Annotated in this window: 17 protein-coding genes and 2 pseudogenes; 9 read left to right on the top strand and 10 right to left on the bottom strand. The window is 31.5% G+C overall.

Going from position 1 to position 16,910, the window contains the following annotated elements:
- Positions 1-77 precede the first annotated feature (77 nt).
- Together AAHN00_RS12715 and AAHN00_RS12710 are read right to left on the bottom strand one after the other, a co-directional pair.
- A complete protein-coding gene (locus tag AAHN00_RS12715) occupies positions 78-1,805 on the bottom strand; it encodes an aminopeptidase P family protein (RefSeq protein ID WP_342271480.1) in 1,728 nt (575 codons plus the stop codon).
- Positions 1,806-1,829: 24 nt separating this feature from the next.
- The gene (locus tag AAHN00_RS12710) at positions 1,830-2,411 is read right to left on the bottom strand and encodes a helix-turn-helix transcriptional regulator (protein ID WP_342271479.1); all 582 of its coding nucleotides are present in this window, start codon (positions 2,409-2,411) and stop codon (positions 1,830-1,832) included.
- 532 nt (positions 2,412-2,943) lie between these two features.
- Between AAHN00_RS12710 and AAHN00_RS12705 the strand changes: the two genes are divergently transcribed.
- From AAHN00_RS12705 to AAHN00_RS12685, 5 genes are all read left to right on the top strand, one after another.
- The gene (locus tag AAHN00_RS12705) at positions 2,944-3,393 is read left to right on the top strand and encodes a helix-turn-helix domain-containing protein (RefSeq protein WP_342271478.1); all 450 of its coding nucleotides are present in this window, start codon (positions 2,944-2,946) and stop codon (positions 3,391-3,393) included.
- Positions 3,387-3,629, top strand: coding sequence for a transposase (locus AAHN00_RS12700; protein WP_342271051.1), 243 nt, complete (start codon positions 3,387-3,389; stop codon positions 3,627-3,629). The genes AAHN00_RS12705 and AAHN00_RS12700 overlap by 7 nt, the downstream gene beginning before the upstream one ends.
- 103 nt (positions 3,630-3,732) lie before the next feature.
- A complete protein-coding gene (locus AAHN00_RS12695) occupies positions 3,733-3,888 on the top strand; it encodes a hypothetical protein (RefSeq protein WP_342271477.1) in 156 nt (51 codons plus the stop codon).
- Positions 3,822-4,199, top strand: a complete 378-nt coding sequence (locus AAHN00_RS12690; protein WP_342272680.1) for a transposase — start codon at positions 3,822-3,824, stop codon at positions 4,197-4,199. Before AAHN00_RS12695 ends, AAHN00_RS12690 begins: the two co-directional genes overlap by 67 nt.
- 27 nt (positions 4,200-4,226) lie before the next feature.
- On the top strand, positions 4,227-4,454 hold the full coding sequence (locus tag AAHN00_RS12685) for a hypothetical protein (RefSeq protein WP_341747284.1): 228 nt from the start codon (positions 4,227-4,229) through the stop codon (positions 4,452-4,454).
- 38 nt (positions 4,455-4,492) lie between these two features.
- Here the strand turns inward: AAHN00_RS12685 and AAHN00_RS12680 are convergent, their stop codons facing one another.
- The 8 genes from AAHN00_RS12680 to AAHN00_RS12645 all read right to left on the bottom strand — a co-directional run bounded on the left by AAHN00_RS12680 (position 4,493) and on the right by AAHN00_RS12645 (position 11,642).
- Entirely contained in the window at positions 4,493-5,428 is a 936-nt protein-coding gene (locus AAHN00_RS12680) for a lipid A biosynthesis lauroyl acyltransferase (RefSeq protein WP_342271476.1), read from the bottom strand.
- Positions 5,412-6,521 carry a tetraacyldisaccharide 4'-kinase gene (gene lpxK, locus AAHN00_RS12675; RefSeq protein ID WP_342271475.1) on the bottom strand — a complete coding sequence of 370 codons (1,110 nt, stop codon included), beginning with the start codon at positions 6,519-6,521 and terminating at the stop codon, positions 5,412-5,414. The genes AAHN00_RS12680 and lpxK overlap by 17 nt, the downstream gene beginning before the upstream one ends.
- Positions 6,522-6,525: 4 nt before the next feature.
- A complete protein-coding gene (locus AAHN00_RS12670; RefSeq protein ID WP_341755091.1) occupies positions 6,526-6,843 on the bottom strand; it encodes a multidrug efflux SMR transporter in 318 nt (105 codons plus the stop codon).
- A 4-nt stretch (positions 6,844-6,847) separates the two neighbouring features.
- Positions 6,848-7,867 carry an RP853 family protein gene (locus AAHN00_RS12665; RefSeq protein ID WP_342271474.1) on the bottom strand — a complete coding sequence of 340 codons (1,020 nt, stop codon included), beginning with the start codon at positions 7,865-7,867 and terminating at the stop codon, positions 6,848-6,850.
- A gap of 14 nt (positions 7,868-7,881) precedes the next feature.
- Positions 7,882-8,523 carry a hypothetical protein gene (locus AAHN00_RS12660; RefSeq protein WP_342271473.1) on the bottom strand — a complete coding sequence of 214 codons (642 nt, stop codon included), beginning with the start codon at positions 8,521-8,523 and terminating at the stop codon, positions 7,882-7,884.
- A gap of 224 nt (positions 8,524-8,747) precedes the next feature.
- Positions 8,748-9,359 (bottom strand): hypothetical protein, encoded by a 612-nt coding sequence (locus AAHN00_RS12655; protein ID WP_342271472.1) that lies wholly within the window; start codon positions 9,357-9,359, stop codon positions 8,748-8,750.
- 66 nt (positions 9,360-9,425) lie between these two features.
- A complete protein-coding gene (locus AAHN00_RS12650; RefSeq protein WP_342271471.1) occupies positions 9,426-10,067 on the bottom strand; it encodes a hypothetical protein in 642 nt (213 codons plus the stop codon).
- Positions 10,068-10,070: 3 nt separating this feature from the next.
- Entirely contained in the window at positions 10,071-11,642 is a 1,572-nt protein-coding gene (locus AAHN00_RS12645) for a hypothetical protein (RefSeq protein WP_342271470.1), read from the bottom strand.
- Positions 11,643-12,058: 416 nt separating this feature from the next.
- Here AAHN00_RS12645 and AAHN00_RS12640 point away from each other — a divergent pair, with 416 nt between their 5' ends.
- From AAHN00_RS12640 to alaS, 4 genes and pseudogenes are all read left to right on the top strand, one after another.
- Positions 12,059-12,658 (top strand): hypothetical protein, encoded by a 600-nt coding sequence (locus tag AAHN00_RS12640; RefSeq protein ID WP_342271469.1) that lies wholly within the window; start codon positions 12,059-12,061, stop codon positions 12,656-12,658.
- Between the two features lie 450 nt (positions 12,659-13,108).
- A pseudogene (locus AAHN00_RS12635) lies at positions 13,109-13,897 on the top strand (pyridoxal phosphate-dependent aminotransferase).
- Between the two features lie 459 nt (positions 13,898-14,356).
- Positions 14,357-14,557 carry a hypothetical protein gene (locus AAHN00_RS12630; RefSeq protein WP_342271468.1) on the top strand — a complete coding sequence of 67 codons (201 nt, stop codon included), beginning with the start codon at positions 14,357-14,359 and terminating at the stop codon, positions 14,555-14,557.
- Between the two features lie 19 nt (positions 14,558-14,576).
- Positions 14,577-16,889, top strand: a pseudogene (gene alaS, locus AAHN00_RS12625) (alanine--tRNA ligase); the annotation flags it as partial.
- Positions 16,890-16,910: the final 21 nt, after the last annotated feature.

Here is a 16,910-nt window from a genome sequence, read left to right as displayed (position 1 = left end):
TTTCTTATGGATTTTACTATTACTTTTTGCCTTAAAACCCCTTTGTCTATAAGGCTTGTAGAGTTTTGGCGGAGCGACTAGAAAAGTAATTGATTACTTAACCATTTCTGTCCTCTAACTGAAAGTAGAGGATAAACTTGTTGTTTAATTTTTTGATAGTATTGTTCTATATAATTTACCTCATCTGCGTTTAGCATTCTGCGATCTATTAAATCTTTTGCATAAGGAACAAGGGTGAGAGTATCAAACTCTAGATAATTTTCATCCTGTGAAGCATTTTTGACATACATCAGATTTTCTATTCTAATACCAAATTCGTTTGTTTTATAATAACCTGGCTCGTTGGATACAATCATACTAGGTTCTAAAATAATGTTACTGCGTAAACTAATATTTTGTGGTCCTTCATGAACACTTAAGAAGCTACCAACACCATGACCTGTACCATGTGGGTAATCTTGTCCATCTCTCCATAAAAACTGCCTAGCTAGCACATCTAAATTACCTCCAGTAATAAGATTAACTGGAAACTTAATCATCGACAAAGCAATATGCCCCTTAAGAACTTGAGTATAACGTAATTTTTGTTCTTTGCTAGGATACCCACCTATAGCAAAAGTCCTAGTTACATCAGTAGTACAACCTTTATATTGCCCACCAGAATCAATTAATAATATGCCTTTACCTAAGATTTTCTTTGCCCCTGTGCTTGTTGCTCGGTAATGAATTATAGCACTATTTTCCTTAAAGCCACATATAGTCGGGAAGCTATCCATAACATATTGATCTTGCTTAAATCTAAACTCTGTTAATATTGCTCCTAAATCATATTCAGTTTGATCTTGCAAATTTGGTAGTTCGAATAAATATGCAAAGAATTCACATAGTGCCACCGCATCCTTAATATGGGAATTAATTGCATGGTTAATTTCAATATCGTTTTTATGGGCTTTAGCTAATTGACAAGGATCATTTATTTTTTCTATTATCTTAGTGCTTAGCAAATCTATGATATAATTGGAAGTGAAGTTTTCGTCAATTAGGACTTTATTAGCTTGACTCAATATATCAGCAAATTGTGCAGAAGGTAAGATAGTTACATGAGGACGAGCAAGTATAATATCTTGGTCCACCCTATTTGGATTAGTAAATAAATATAGTTGGTCCTTAGTGATTAGGACTATACCAAGCATCAATGGTGAATATGGAATGTCACTTGCTCTAAGATTTAATAACCAGCATATTGAATCTGCTGCAGTAACAATCATGGTATCTGCAGAATATTTAGTGAGTAGATTACGACACATGGTAATTTTATCACTATACGATTGACCAGCAAACTTATCATCATAAATATATATTTTTGATGATGGCTCAGCCGGTCTATTACGCCAAATTTGATCTACTAAATTATTAGATACTTTATGTAAACGAGGTTTTATTTTAGAAAATATTTTTAACTTAACATTAGTGAAAAGTTTCGCATCATATCCTAATATACCATCATTACCTAAATAATCATCCCAAGGAAAATAGGGTAAATCTTTAATATCAAAAATCTCAAAAATTTTTGGATCTAGTTCACGCTTACTTTGTTCTAGATAACGACCATCTGTAAAAAATACCGCCTTATCTTTGCAGATCACCGCAATACCATTGGATCCGCTAAAGTTGGTTATATATTGCAGTCGTTTAGCACTTTCATGAACATACTCGCTAAGATATTGATCATTAGACGGTATTATATAGGCATCTATTTTATACTTAGCGAAAAGACCCCTAATATTGCTAATACGTTCTTGCATTAAATTATCATCGAAAGAGATTTATTACCCTCTACTCCTATTAGGCGATTTCTTAATTAAAGAACTCACATGGCTGGGAGCAACATTATCTGTAGTCAGAGCTTTAGGTGATATATCACCCATAGATTTCCCAATCAGTTGAGCGGCTTTTAGAACTTGTTGCTCTTTTTCGCGCTGCGAAGTTCTACCTAGCATTTCATCAATAGAGCAGTCCAAATGATCAGCAAGAGCTATAACTGCTCCAGTACTTAGCATTTTTTGTTTATTATCATCTTCTCTTAAAAAAGCTCGAAAGCCGTCTGGACTACCACTAACTTCCAGTCCTAATTCGTATTGAGTCATTTGGTTTTTATTCATCTTGTCGGTGATAAAACTCTTCAAATTACCACTTAATGCTTCTAGAGATAGTTGAGCATATTGTTGCTTTTCGGCAGAGACAAATTTGTCTCTGCCGCACATTTCATCCATAGTGCACTCCAAATGATTTGCAAGTTTGATTATGTTTTTTATTTCAGGACGTCGATTACTCAACATCCCTCTCATAGTAGTTATAGGAATGCCCGCAAGTCCAGCAAGATCACTAGCCTTCAGTTGTTTTTCTTCCATTTTATTCCGAAGGAATTCTTTTAGATTTTCAAACCAGCCCATTGTAAATATTTTTTTATAAAATTGATCCGTGAAAAACGGTTTTTTCTTGACAACAAAAAATTGTCACAGTAAAGTTGTTTATCTTACTAAATGAACCAAGGAATTATTTAGTAAGATAAACTTTAAAAACTCAAACTATTCAGTACATAAATTCAACTACTACAAATACAGGTAAGTTGAATAAAAACGAAATAATACTAAATTGTTAGTTAAGCACAAAACCTCAATCATAAAAGGAAATGCCTTATGAATATATACAATATTTGCCCAGTAATCAAATTTATTCTTGCTTATTTAGCAACTTTCTTTTTAAAAATGCAACCTCAACTACCCTATCTAATAATGAATAGGAATATTTTACCTACAATCATAGTAATACCAATTGCAATAATTAACGCAGTGTTATAAAATGGGTTTTTAACTGATAAAAGGTAATCAAATAGCTAGGTTAATATTACCGCAAGGTTTTGAAGGTCATGATTTTATAAAAATGATGAAACATGAGCCGCATGGTCGAAATCGTATACGTTTATTGGCGATGTATCACCTTCAATTAGGCAAATCTTTTAAAGCCATATCTGCAATAGTGAAGTCACACTGGAAAACTGTGCAATCATGGCTCAGAAGATTTAGGAATCATGGTTTTGAAGGATTATTTGAATCACAAAGAAGCGGTGCCCCTAGGAAGATTCACACTATACAAGAGTCTGCTCTTTTTGATAAAATCAATACGCTCAGTGAAAGTAAAACTGGTGGGTATATAACTGGAAAGGAGTTACATATCATGTTACTTGAGGAATATGGTGCTAAATGTGCGTTAAAAACAGTCTACAATACTATGCACCGCCTTGGTTTTAGCTGGATTACTTCTCGTTCAATGCATCCAAAGTCAAATCAAGAGACTCAAAATACATATAAAAAAACTTTCCAGATATGTTAACAGAATTATTACCAAAAAATATCGATAGATGTAAAGTTGATATATGGTCTCAGGATGAAACTCGAGTTGGGCAACAAGGTAGCTTAACTCGTATATGGGCTAAGCGTGGCACTAGACCCCGTAAAGTTCGGCAACAGCAATTCATTTCAACATATATTTATGGAGCTGCTTGCCATGATACAGGAGAAGCTTTTGCATTAATTTTACCATATGCAAACACACAGGCAATGAGTTAACCACTCTGCACTGCAAGTGCAGAGCTTAATATTACGGCATGAATGCCTCATGTATGTACTAACTTAAAAGTTAGAAACTATTTGTGTATGGCTCATTTAGAAAGTGTCACAACACAAAAAGAATATATCTGTGAAGTGTAAGATTTTGTTAAAAAATATCTTATCTTATCTTTTCTTGATAAGATATTTAAAATTTATGTTGAAACGACGCACTGCAAGTGCGGGGTTTTTCTCCCAAAGTGGGACAATAAATTCTTAGAAGACCTTTCTCGCAGTATTCAAGGCAACCGACATATAGCTTTACTAACGGATAATGCAGGTTGGCACACAGCCAAAAAACTAACTGTGCCAAGCAATATCACTTTGATACCGCTTCCGCCCTATGCACCGGAACTTAATGCAATGGAACAAGTTTGGGAATGGATCAAGAATCATTACTTGTCTAACCAATGTTATGGTGTATATGAAGATATCGTCACTATGGCTTGTTACGCTTGGAATCAACTTGCTCATAATGTAGATTTAGTAAAATCAATTATGTATAGAGACTGGATAAATACACCGTGTTAATTATTGCAATTGGTATAAGAGGGTTTTATGCAAAATGATTTTAATGATAAAGATCTAAAACAACTATATAGCAAGATTATGACTATATCAGGTTACATAGTTGCCATGAGATCAGAGTGTATAAGAGAAGCTAAAAAAACTGAAGATGCTCTAAAAATCCTAATCAAGCGTACATATGACATTAGAGGTGGGCTTTGGATATGTTTGATTACTATATGGTTTTTAGCCATACTTTTTTTGCAAAAAAACTTTTAGCCAGTACTTATTAAATTTACATTTTCGGCTACATGTTATTATTTGCAGATTTTGTCATTTGAGGCATAGTTATTCTTCTTCCATCTATTATGAAACCAAAACCATTGGGCTGGATTTTCTTTAACCCAATTACCTAAAATTTGGTTAATGGTAAACATTATATTATAACAATCTGTTTTACTATTATTAGTTTTTTGTAATTGTATTGGTGGATGGATAATAGCTTTAAAATAACTGTTATTACTATTAGTGCGAACCACTTGTAATGGTATAATCGGGTAGCCGAATTGTAAGGCAATTTTAGCAATTGCGTGAGCAGTCATGGCCGGTTGGTCTAAAAATGGTACTTCAATGCCATTATTCATTTTTTGATCTACAAGCATGCCAATTGCATATCCTGATTTGATTGCAGATATGAGATATCTTGCACCCTTTTCTCCTTTTGGAATTAGCTTTATATCACTAGTTTTACGCCTATCATTAATCAGCTTATCAATATAAGGATTATTTAATTTACGATAGATAATAGCAAATTTAGGATAAAATTTATTTATAATTTTAAGTGCAAAATCCCAATTAGCAAAATGCCCTGTAAATAATACGAAAGGTTGCTGTGATTTCTGAAATTCTATTATATTATCAAGCCCGATTATTTCTACCCTTCTAGATAATTCTTCCTCTGACATATTATTAACATATGGGAATTCTCCTATAAAACTGCCGAAATTATCCCATACTTGATCAATGATTGCTTGAGTCTCCATGCTTAGACCATTTGTCTGATTCTTGCCAAAAATATTTTGAATATTTTCTTTTGCAATTTTATTGACTGGCAATAGAGGACCTATTTTCCTTACTATATACCGACAAATTTGTACAGATTTGTCGATACCAAATGTTCCTAATATCTTTAGTACTATTAAAACGAAAAAATACTCAAGCAAATACTTAATATTTTTAAAGAATTTTTTCATATATTAAATCTGCTAATAATTTTTGATTATTTAGTAATAAATGTACATCACAACATATTACTGACAAGTCAGTATCACATATTTTTACGTAATCTTTTCTAGTTGTTATTAGAAGAGAATTAGATTTTTCTGATTGTTCTTTTAAATAGTCTAAATCTTCTTCACGATATTGATGATGGTCCGGAAAAATTTTATTACCTACTAACTGCAATCCATAATTTTCTAATGTAGAAAAAAACCGTTCAGGATTACCTATACCACTAAAGGCAAAATATCTCTTTGTTTTATCTATGTCTATAGTTGGAACTATTTGGGCTTGAAAAAAGGGAAGCTCCTTATGTAAGAGAAAAGGAGCAACATTAGACTTCTTGCATAATTCTACTTCTGTTGGTAATTTATACGTCGATCCGGTACTCAAATCCTCACGCACACTAGAGTACGCTGCGGTTTTCCGTTCCGTGTCTCCTATAAATTCCTCAACAGCAGCGAATTCTGCAAGAAGTCTATTAGTCGAACCGACAAGAATGACTATATCCGTTTTTTCAATAGCTTGTTTAGGATACTCACGCAAAGGACCGGCTGGAATTAACAATTCGTTACCAAATAACCTGTCAGCATCAACTGACAGAATAACAATATCCTTATAAAAATTAGGATTCTGCATTGCATCATCTACTATAATCACCTTTGGCTTAATTCTCTGTATAAAAGGCAGTATATATTGAATTTTTTTGCTAGCTATGACTTGACCATATTTTAATAGCATTACTGCTTCATCTCCGACATCTAGTGCTGTATGATGTGGTTCAACTAACAATGCCGTTTGCAGTTTACTGCCATAACCTTTAGTAATAATTATAAAATCAATATTAATAGCCTTCAACATTTTCGCAAGGAAGATCACTATTTGAGTTTTACCAGTACCTCCAATGCTTATATTACCGACACAAATTACTTTACAAGGAAATATTATAGGGCGTGCAATTATTTTTCTTAAATAACTAGCAAAAAGATATAACCAACTTAGTGGTAATAATAAATATGCTATAATGTTCTTGGTGCGCCAAAATTTAGGATAAATAAGCCTGATCATAAGTTTAAGACAACTTAAGCCCTATCATAGAAATTACCATAGTCGTAATAAAGAAAACTCGCATGGCAGAGTATGGCTCGTTAAAACATACCATCCCTACTATTACTGTTCCTACAGCTCCGATACCAGTCCATATAAGATAAGCAGTACCAAGAGGAAGTTTATCTAGAGTTTTACTTAGACAAACAAAACTCAATATAGAAAAAATAATAAAAGCTATAATGGGTTTTACTTTGGTAAAACCCTCTGACAACTTCAGCGATATAGAGAAACCTACCTCAAATAATCCTGCAAATATAAGGAGAATCCAAGTTACTAGCATATTGTTACCTTTGTTTAATTTGTCCTGAAGATTTGCTATTTTTGTTATTTTGTAAAGACTTTTTACTAGGTAAGTTAACCGATACCTGATCTTTTATTATATTTAATTTGTTAGATTTTAGATTGACTACCGATTTTATTTGACTATCTAATTCTTGCATGGATACATTACGCTCTACTGCCTGCTGTTGAGACAAGAAATCCTTATTATTTTTCCATAAATTAGTTTTTAGAGCGGTAATTCTTCCTTCTTGCACATTCATGGATTTATCCCGACTCAGAATTACCCCGCCAATTTTTTCGCCGATTTTGGGAGCATATTCTATTGCTAGAATAGAAGCTGGTACTACCATAAAAGCAAATGTGGCACCAGCTGTTGCAACACTGATAGCCCCAACTGCTAGAACAGAAATAGCAGTTATAATTTTACTAGTTGCTTGTTTAAATATTTCAATTTTCTTATTATGTTTTACTGCAACATTTACTATTCTATTAATTTCTAATCTAGCATTAGTGCTGACTTCCTTTGGGTTTTGATATTTTTTTACCGCATGCATTACCGTTGTACAAAATATCTTTGGTTCAAGCTGTATAAAATTTGTTAATTCATAACTATTCCTTGCTGCCAGTAAATCTTTTAACACTTGTTTTATTACTTTTCTCTCTTCAGAATTTGCCTTAGCAAAATTTGTACTTATTAGTGTATCAATTATTATATCTTCTGATTTGTTTAGAATATTATCTCCATCTTGATATTCATCAGGAGAGATTGCTACCGAAAATAACATTAAAACTGTTGAAAAACTATCATCCGTAATAACCTTCTGACCGAGGAAAACTCTTAATTTACCAATACAATTACTTATATGGACATCAATCTCAGGTGTTGATTTAAGTCTAATTTCGTAATCAATAACTATTATATTAGCAAGTGTTAAACACGCATGTTTTGTTATATTATTAAATAACTCTTCACTTATTCTTTTTTTACATATAGAAATGTTTATACTGCTAAAGATGTTCATTAGTCTTTGGCTCTTTATTTTTTAACATGAGAGTGTTTTTTTATAAATGAGGCTATCTTATCCTCAAAAGAAATAAATTTTTTATTTAGTAAGTCAATTTGCTTAGTTTTTTCGTCTTCTGTTAAGAAAGAATATTTAATACTATTAGACACTATTTCTTTTAGCTTATCATAAGATGGTTTATAGCGAGTGACAAATTTTAAATATTCATCTGTTAAATTATTACGTGACACCCCTGGATCATCAGTAGAAATTGCAATTGGTACTCCATACCGCATATAAAGTCTCACTGGATGATCATCACCTTGTACTCCTAACGCTTCATTACTAGTCAAATTAATTTCTACAAGTATATTTTTGTTTAATAATGTACTTATTAATTGGTAGGGGTTAGATTCGTACATAATATCGACACCATGTCCTATACGGTTTGCCTCTGCCACATTAACCGCATCATTAATATGATAACTCAATTCTTCAGGAGTAACTTGACCTAAAGTAATCTCTCCCGCGTGCAGCGACAATTTTACGTTAGGAAATCTTTGTTTTAAGAAACGAAACATTTTCATATGCAACTTATAATCACTTAAAGCAATAGGATGAGCCTCATTACCAACAATGTTAACTCCAACAAATTTGCTATTATTTTTGACCATTAAAAACGCTGAATATAATCCAGAAAATATCAGCGATGGGTTGTTGAAACGTACTACATATGGTTGAAATCGCATACTAAAATCATCATCATCAATATCTTTGGAATTAGATACGATTTCACGTAAATTTTGAGCGATTTCATTTTGTATAATGCTATCTTTATCTAAAACATCAACAGCCTGGCTTAAAACGCTATTGGTAGTAGTATCATCTGTATTACTTGTTAGTTGGTTAATCTTATCAAGAGCAGGATTATCACTAGTTGGAGATGGGAATAATATAGTTTCAATATATCGATATTTTCTGATTTAGCTCTTGCCTTTAACAAAGTCAAACTACTTTTAACATCTACCGCTTCTATTGGGGCTAGATATCCAAAAACATTAAAGAAATGTTTTAATCCATCTTCTTGAGTATAGTTAGGATCGTAAAAGAATCTACCATATGACCAGCGACTTAAAAGAGCGGTATATAGATCATAGTTATCTTGGAGAGCAGTAATATTAAGGCATGTTTTATTTGGTTTATTTTTTTGCACGTGATAGCTATTTTTATCTATACAAAAACCAGCCTTATTAATAATATCTAAATAATTTTCGGCATATATAGCTCCACTAAAATGATGATGAAGCTCCCCTCCTTTGGGTAATAAACTTAAAAACATATTAAGCTCTGCCATATCGTTACTGGATATCAAATTATGGTAATATTGACTAGTAGCGATATAATCTTTTGTTTCTTTTGATGAGGAATTACTAGCCATCGTCACTTCTGCAATAAAAATAATATTTAAAATAATGATAACTCTTACTAACTTTTTTACAACAATATTCATATACTTCTCTAAGATTTATTAATAATTTTGTTATAAACAATATACGATAACTACTTGAGATTACAATTACTTATTTGCCGTTATTTCTCTTATACGCATGTTAAGTTTTGTAAATATCATATCAGGTGTTCTTTCTGTTGATAGTTTATAAACAACCTTAGGTTCTAATACATCTTCTTTCTTTATGTCTATAGATAGTACAATAGTATTCTCCGGCATACAAGAGTAGATTTCTCTTATAATTGTCAAGAAAGTTGCAAAATCTTTAGTGGCAAATCTTATGTAAACATCATAATTCTTTATCCTTATAGTATCCTGCTTTGTTCCTACCATTGGGTTAATACCACTAAAGAATTCTTGTTTAATTGATATAGTAATAGGCTCATTTAAGTTGTATTTTTTTGAGAAACTATTAATTGTTGTTATTAACCTTGCTCGTTCTAAACAATTTTGTCTAGCAGAAATAGATAATAGTTTTGAATATCTTGCATAAGTTTCTAGTATTTTATGTTTGGAATTTATTATAGAATACAACTTTAACGTTTCTTGAGCTAGAGATTCTTCTATATTTTGATTCTTGGCAATTGATTCCATATAATCTTTATTAATACTTTGCAGCAACCATAAAATAGTAGAAATACACAGACAACACATAATAAACTTAAAGAATATAACATTTTTTAGATGAACAATAAAATTTTTAAGCATCTCTTATCCTTTTTTCCTAGTAATAATAACCTCAGCAGGTATTACTACTCTATTAGGTAACTCTAATATTTGATCAGTAAATATCGTAAAATTAATATCCATATTGCTAAATATTTTACTAAAATTTGCAATTTCTTGTTTTAAGAGCTGAGTAGCATCTTCAACTAGCATATCACTAACGATAAATTTTAATAATATCTCGATTTTTATATACTGATTAGATGATAATAACGTATTATCTAGATCCGACCTTTGCCATTTAATCTCCTCTAGGTGCAGATTAGGTGGTAAAGTTGTTAAAAACTTTTCTAACGAGTTAAATGGCGTTGGTACGGGGATTTGCAATAATGCTTCAAATACGTATAAATCAGCTAAATTAGTGGTATTTTGAATATATGGATAGGCTTGCTTAACATTATAATAATCTTGTTCAGCACTAAAATAGTGTGAATTTAAAAGATCCAATTTTCTATAATTTGCTACGGTTTTAATTTTGATAGCACATGCAGCAAATATCAATACTATTATTATAGTGATAAATGGTTTGAAAATTAAAGAACTGATAATATTGAGTTTAGCTATGGATTCTAAATATTTGTTAGAGGCTAGAAAGCTTTTTTGTTCATTAAATAACTTGACAACCATTGCATCTGAAAATTTGCTATTATCACCTAATGCACTGCTAGACTTACATATTACTGGATGTTCACCAAAATTGGATTGTTCTAATAATAACTTTAGACTTTGGTCTACTATAAGAATTATACAAACTTTAAGGGTTAAACTATCAATATAACTTTTACAAGATATCAAACAATCTTCCACTTCTTGTTCAATTATACCTTGAATATATAAGTCTGACTTATCAGCTGGATAATCAAATGTTTGAATTGAGATTATATTACCTTGATGTTTAACAACAAGTTTAATACCGTTTGTACTTAAAATACATACAAAAATTTGTAAATATTCACTATACTTATTATTTTCAACATTTTTTACAATTTTATCTATAATTGGTTTCCATTCCAAAGCTAAAAAATAAATCCCACCAAACTTTTGCCTCTTACTTGCCAAAAGATTCTCAAGTAGCTTACTTAAAGGTAGGGTATAAGGAGTAGATACCAGCAAGGTATTCCACACCTCACTATATTTGGTATTGATGTTATAGACATTGTAAGCAACTATATCATCTATAGAAAAATACTCCTCTATAAACTTTTCTACAGGATTGCTTTTTACTATTGAATGTAGTACAGGTACTATATCATGGCGTACTTCACATGCAGAACCGTTTAATAAGAAGAAAACGTAATAGTTTTTGAATTTACCAAAAAATTCTTTATAGGAGTCTAAATTATCTTGGTTTTCAGCAGGAACAAATAAAGTATCCACAACTTTATCGTGTATTAAAGCACAAAGAAATGTACCTTTATCGCCTATTAAAATAATAATATTTCTTTTATATAAAAAATATACAACTAATTTATGTAGTTTTTTTAGTAAAACTTGTAGTTTAGGTAGTTTGGATATGTTAATCATGTAACTAATACTTAGACTTAAATATTTAAACATAGACTATTATAACAGCAATTATCTTTCCACTAAGCGGATTTAGTATTTTTTTATGATTTATCTATAAAAAAATACTAAATCCTATTGAATAATTATAATATTATCCGTTTCAAACGGATAATAGCTATGTGAATGATATTAGGTGCAAAACCTTAAATTACTATTATTTTAAAATAAATTTTTATTTTTGTAATATTCTGTTGAACATTCTTAAATAATAAATATACTCTCCTTGAGTTAGGTTATTATAACGAATTATAAAGGACGATAACCTAATAAAATTCTAATGATCTTAATAATTGAAAAATGAGCATACAAAATATAGATACAGCTATATTAGGTAAGAATAGTATATTTTGTAGTATTACAAAATCAATTATTAGTAATATGTTGAACTAATTGAGGATTATATTATTATGTCTAAACAACAAAATTATTGGTTTACAAAACAGGATGTAGAGAATGCTTTGGTGATACTTACAGCTGTGCAAGCAAAAAACATTAAAGCTATATACAAAATAATAGGTTTACCTAGTGCAATACAAGAGAAACTTACTGGTAAAACTAGTATAGACGCTGAAAAGATATTGACTACACAATTCCCAAAGTTAGAAAAGAGTTATGCTAAAGATGAAAAAGAAATACCACATATAGACCCAAAGTCTCAAAAACTCAAACTAAACGAATTATGCACAAAATTAGCTACAAAAAAACAAGAATTAGAACAAGTAAAAAAATGTCTAGATTTGATTCATGCCATTAATGATCCAAATGTATCTATTAAACAAGTACTTAATATGAGCGACGTATCTTATCGTATAATAGACGAACTGAATTTAGACAATAAGTATACAACTATACCTACAGTTGTAAATGAATTGAATAACTTATTGTCTACATTTGATGCTCCATTACTAGAGAATGATTCTGATTATGCATCTGGCGATGAACTTCTTAGATCAACTAGTGAAACACAACACACAGTGAAGTCTCTAAGTAATATAACAAATCCATAACATGACATATTGTTAAAGCTCAAAGAAGCAGCAAATGAATTCACTCTAAAGAGAGGAGTCGACAACACTACACATACAAATAATCATATTGATGAAGTTAACACAGTAGGAGAACATCCTGATACGCATTAAACTATAGCTAGCACGGAAAGGTTAGTTACAGTAATGGAATAGAATCAATGTCATTCCCGCTTACGCGGTAATGACATCTTTTTTTCTCTTCATAATGTTTAAACTACCATGGCAGTTATATACTAAAAAAGTTGTTATTGCAGTAGACACCACACCCCAAATTCTCTATAATACTGCTATCTTCAAGAATTTTACAATATTAAGAGCCTAAATTATACCCCAAATTTGAGATTGCTAAGTTTTAATAACTCTTGATTTGCAAGTATGTAGAGTCAGTATAATCAATTGAAGAGGTGAATTTAATAAAGAGAGTTTAGTATGAATAAATTGTTGAATATAATTCACCCCCATCCTTCTAAAGACATATCAGATAAAATTGGGGGCAAGGAGAGTTATATCAATATGACAGTAGGCAATCCAAATTTCAACCTTCCTGAAAAACTTTTGAATAGTTTAAAGGCTACAATAGAAAGCAATGATAGTACCCTTAATAAATATGCAGATTCAAGAGGATTTTACCCTTTACGTACCGCTATTGCAGAAAGATACAAGATAAAATACAACATTAGGCTGCAACCAAATAACCAAATACTTGTTACTAACGGTTGTGCTGAAGCTATTTGGTTAACAATCTTTACTGCAACTAACATAGGAGATGAGGTAATAATTCCTGATCCATGTTATATGCTTTATGAACCTATTGTTATTTCATTAGGACGTTTACCTGTAAGAAGTGTTACTTCACATCTTAATAGATTTGAATTAGATGTTGACGATATTTTAAAGTGCATAACTCCTAAAACCAAATTAATCATCATTAATACTCCGTGTAATCCAACGGGTACAATTTATACTTTAGAAACATTAAAAAAATTGTACCAAATTATAGTAGAAAAAGATATTTATCTTATGCAAGATGAAGTTTTTGATGATTTTATCTTTACAGGACAATCTCATATACCAATAATTAAATTTTGTGATAACATGCATAATTAAATTATTGTAAACAGTTTTTCAAAAAGACTAGGCATTACTGGTTGGAGAGTAGGATGGCTAGTTGCATCAGAGCAGTTTACTGCACAAGCACTAAAGTGCTCATACTTATAATTGTTTGGCTGTCAACACATTGATACAAACAGCACTAGCTGAGGTAATGAATGATCAAGAGGTCATAAATACAACCAAAAGTAATGTATCACTGTTAGAGAAAAAACTAACTCGCTTTTTCTCTTCACTGCAAGAAATTGATGGTTTTGAGCTTGATAAAGCTCCAAATTCAGGTATGTATCTATTTCCTAACATTAGTACCTTATACAAAAAAATCCCTAATAGCTATCAGAATAATTCTGTAAGTGAATCTGTTGCTAATTTTATTGTCCCACTTTGGGAGAAAAACCCCGTACTTGCAGTGCGTCGTTTCAACATAAATTTTAAATATCTTATCAAGAAAAGATAAGATATTTTTTTAACAAAATCTTACACTTCACAGATATATTCTTTTTGTGTTGTGACACTTTTTAAATGAACCATACACAAATAGTTTCTAACTTTTAAGTTAGTACATACATGAGGCATTCATGCCGTAATATTAAGCTCTGCACTTGCAGTGCAGAGTGGTTAACTTTAGATAAAACTCGTGTTGCGGTTGTCCCTGGGACAGCCTTTGGTAAAGCCGGAGAGAATCATATAAGAATATCTATAACTGGCTCAGAAGAAAGTTTATTGGAAGCCATAGAAAGGCTTAATACTCAATTACAGTATGTCTAATTTTTAAGGATCATTACTAATGACTAAACTTACCACTGAAGAAATTAGAAGTAAATTTATAAGTTATTTTGTTGCAAATAATCATATACACGTTCCAGCTAGTTCCCTAATTCCTCATAATGATCCTAGTTTAATGTTTGTTAATTCCGGGATGGTACAATTTAAAAATGTTTTTACCGGTCAGGAAACTAGAAACTATCAAAGAGCCACTACTAGTCAGAAATCACTACGGGCTGGTGGTAAGCATAATGATCTTGAAAATGTTGGTTATACTGCACGACATCATACGTTTTTTGAAATGTTAGGTAATTTTTCTTTTGGTGATTATTTTAAAGAACAAGCAATATATTACGCGTGGAATCTCTTAACCAAGGAATTTGCTATCGCCAAAGAAAAATTATATGTAACTGTTTATCATACTGATGAAGAAGCAGCAAGCTATTGGAAAAAGATTGCTAATTTAAGTGATGACCGAATTATTAAAATAGCAACCAATGATAATTTTTGGTCAATGGGAGATACCGGACCTTGTGGACCATGTTCAGAAATTTTCTATGATCATGGAGAGAAGATACCAGGTGGCTTACCTGGTACAAAAGATCAAGATGGCGATCGCTATATTGAGATTTGGAATATGGTCTTTATGCAATTTGAACAATTGGATAGCAATATTAGGATTGCCTTACCTAAACAATCCGTTGATACCGGCATGGGACTAGAACGTATTAGTGCTGTATTGCAAAATGTATATGATAATTATGACATAGATTTATTTAAGGAAATAATTGCTTATACGGAAAGTATAGTAAAAGTTAAAGTAGAAGGGGAAGCAAAATTTTCTTACCGGGTTATTGCTGATCATTTACGAGCTTGTGCCTTTCTAATTAGTGATGGTGTCATGCCGTCAAATGAAGGCAGAGGATATGTACTTAGGCGTATTATGCGTCGAAGTATGAGGCATGCACATATACTTGGTAGCAGTGAACCTTTAATGCACCGATTGCTAGCAAAATTAGTAGATCTTATGGGTGCAACTTATCCTAAACTGAAGAGGGCTGAGGCTTTTACCCGTAGTATCTTGGAACAGGAAGAATTAAGATTTAAAGCAACTCTTGAACGAGGTCTGAAACTGCTTGATGATGAAACACAGCACCTTAGTAAAAATTCAGAACTTTCAGGAGAGATAGCCTTTAAATTATATGATACATATGGTTTTCCTCTCGATTTAACTGAAGACATATTAAAAGGTAAACAGATATCAGTTGATCTTGATAGCTTTAATAATAAGATGCAAGAGCAAAAAGAAAGGGCAAGAAAAGCTTGGTTAGGTTCAAATGAGTCACAAATTGACCAAATATGGTTTGATATTAAAGGCGAATTTGGTAGTACTGAATTTTTGGGTTACTCTTTGGATAAGGCAGAAGGTAAGATATTAGCTCTAATTAAAGATAATAAGTTAGTCAACAATATAGAAACTAGCGAAGAGCAATTTATTCTAATTAGTAATCAAACTCCTTTTTATGGAGAATCTGGTGGACAGATGGGAGATATAGGCTTTATCAAATCAACAGGCAGCAAAATTAGAGTAATAGATACTTTAAAATATCTTGGTTCAATAATTGCTCATATATGTGTTTTACAGGAAGGAGCTATCCAAACAGGAGATAGTGCTGATTTTGCTATTGATGTCAAGTACCGTAAAAATTTAAGAATTCATCATTCTGCAACTCATATATTACATACAGTATTACATGAAGTGCTGGGCAAACATGTAACACAAAAAGGATCGCTCGTAGCACATGATCGTCTGCGTTTTGATATTAGCCATATGACACTACTAACAAAACAAGAAGTTATATTGATAGAAGATAAGGTAAATCAAATTATCACTGATAATTTTAAGGTTACCACAACATTAATGTCAACAGATGAAGCTATTAAGGCAGGTGCTATGGCTTTATTTGGTGAGAAATACGATTCTGAAGTAAGAGTGGTGGCAATGGGCAACTCGCTTGAGTTATGTGGTGGCACGCATGTTAGTAGAACTGGTGATATTGGAATATTTAAAATTATTAGCGAAAGTAGCGTTGCAGCTGGCGTTCGAAGGATAGAAGCTGTTTGTGGTGAATTTGCCTTAAAATTAATTAGACAAAACGATACTATAATTGATGACTTGTCTTCAACCTTAAAAATAGGTAAGAATGAAATTACTGATAAAGTAAATAACCTGATTGCCAGTAAAAAACAATTAGAAGATAAGTTAGTAGCTACTCAGGTCTCTATGCTTGATTTGAATATTGAGCAAATTGCCAAAGAATCAGTCAGTATCTCCGATATATACTCAAATGATTTG

The organism is Candidatus Tisiphia endosymbiont of Parasteatoda lunata, from assembly GCF_964030955.1.
Classification (GTDB): Bacteria; Pseudomonadota; Alphaproteobacteria; order Rickettsiales; family Rickettsiaceae; genus Tisiphia.
The sequence above is the reverse complement of the archived record's forward strand: the minus strand, read 5'-3'. Positions and strand labels throughout refer to the sequence as shown.

Bases quoted from the DNA above. Each gene is read 5' to 3' on its own strand.
- AAHN00_RS12715 (WP_342271480.1), bottom strand. From the start codon at position 1,805: ATGCAAGAACGTATTAGCAATATTAGGGGTCTTTTCGCTAAGTATAAA.
- AAHN00_RS12710 (WP_342271479.1), bottom strand. From the start codon at position 2,411: ATGGAAGAAAAACAACTGAAGGCTAGTGATCTTGCTGGACTTGCGGGC.
- AAHN00_RS12705 (WP_342271478.1), top strand. From the start codon at position 2,944: ATGATGAAACATGAGCCGCATGGTCGAAATCGTATACGTTTATTGGCG.
- AAHN00_RS12700 (WP_342271051.1), top strand. From the start codon at position 3,387: ATGTTAACAGAATTATTACCAAAAAATATCGATAGATGTAAAGTTGAT.
- AAHN00_RS12685 (WP_341747284.1), top strand. From the start codon at position 4,227: ATGCAAAATGATTTTAATGATAAAGATCTAAAACAACTATATAGCAAG.
- AAHN00_RS12680 (WP_342271476.1), bottom strand. From the start codon at position 5,428: ATGAAAAAATTCTTTAAAAATATTAAGTATTTGCTTGAGTATTTTTTC.
- lpxK (WP_342271475.1), bottom strand. From the start codon at position 6,521: ATGATCAGGCTTATTTATCCTAAATTTTGGCGCACCAAGAACATTATA.
- AAHN00_RS12670 (WP_341755091.1), bottom strand. From the start codon at position 6,843: ATGCTAGTAACTTGGATTCTCCTTATATTTGCAGGATTATTTGAGGTA.
- AAHN00_RS12665 (WP_342271474.1), bottom strand. From the start codon at position 7,867: ATGAACATCTTTAGCAGTATAAACATTTCTATATGTAAAAAAAGAATA.
- AAHN00_RS12660 (WP_342271473.1), bottom strand. From the start codon at position 8,523: ATGGTCAAAAATAATAGCAAATTTGTTGGAGTTAACATTGTTGGTAAT.
- AAHN00_RS12655 (WP_342271472.1), bottom strand. From the start codon at position 9,359: ATGAATATTGTTGTAAAAAAGTTAGTAAGAGTTATCATTATTTTAAAT.
- AAHN00_RS12650 (WP_342271471.1), bottom strand. From the start codon at position 10,067: ATGCTTAAAAATTTTATTGTTCATCTAAAAAATGTTATATTCTTTAAG.
- AAHN00_RS12645 (WP_342271470.1), bottom strand. From the start codon at position 11,642: ATGTTTAAATATTTAAGTCTAAGTATTAGTTACATGATTAACATATCC.
- AAHN00_RS12640 (WP_342271469.1), top strand. From the start codon at position 12,059: ATGTCTAAACAACAAAATTATTGGTTTACAAAACAGGATGTAGAGAAT.
- AAHN00_RS12630 (WP_342271468.1), top strand. From the start codon at position 14,357: ATGAGGCATTCATGCCGTAATATTAAGCTCTGCACTTGCAGTGCAGAG.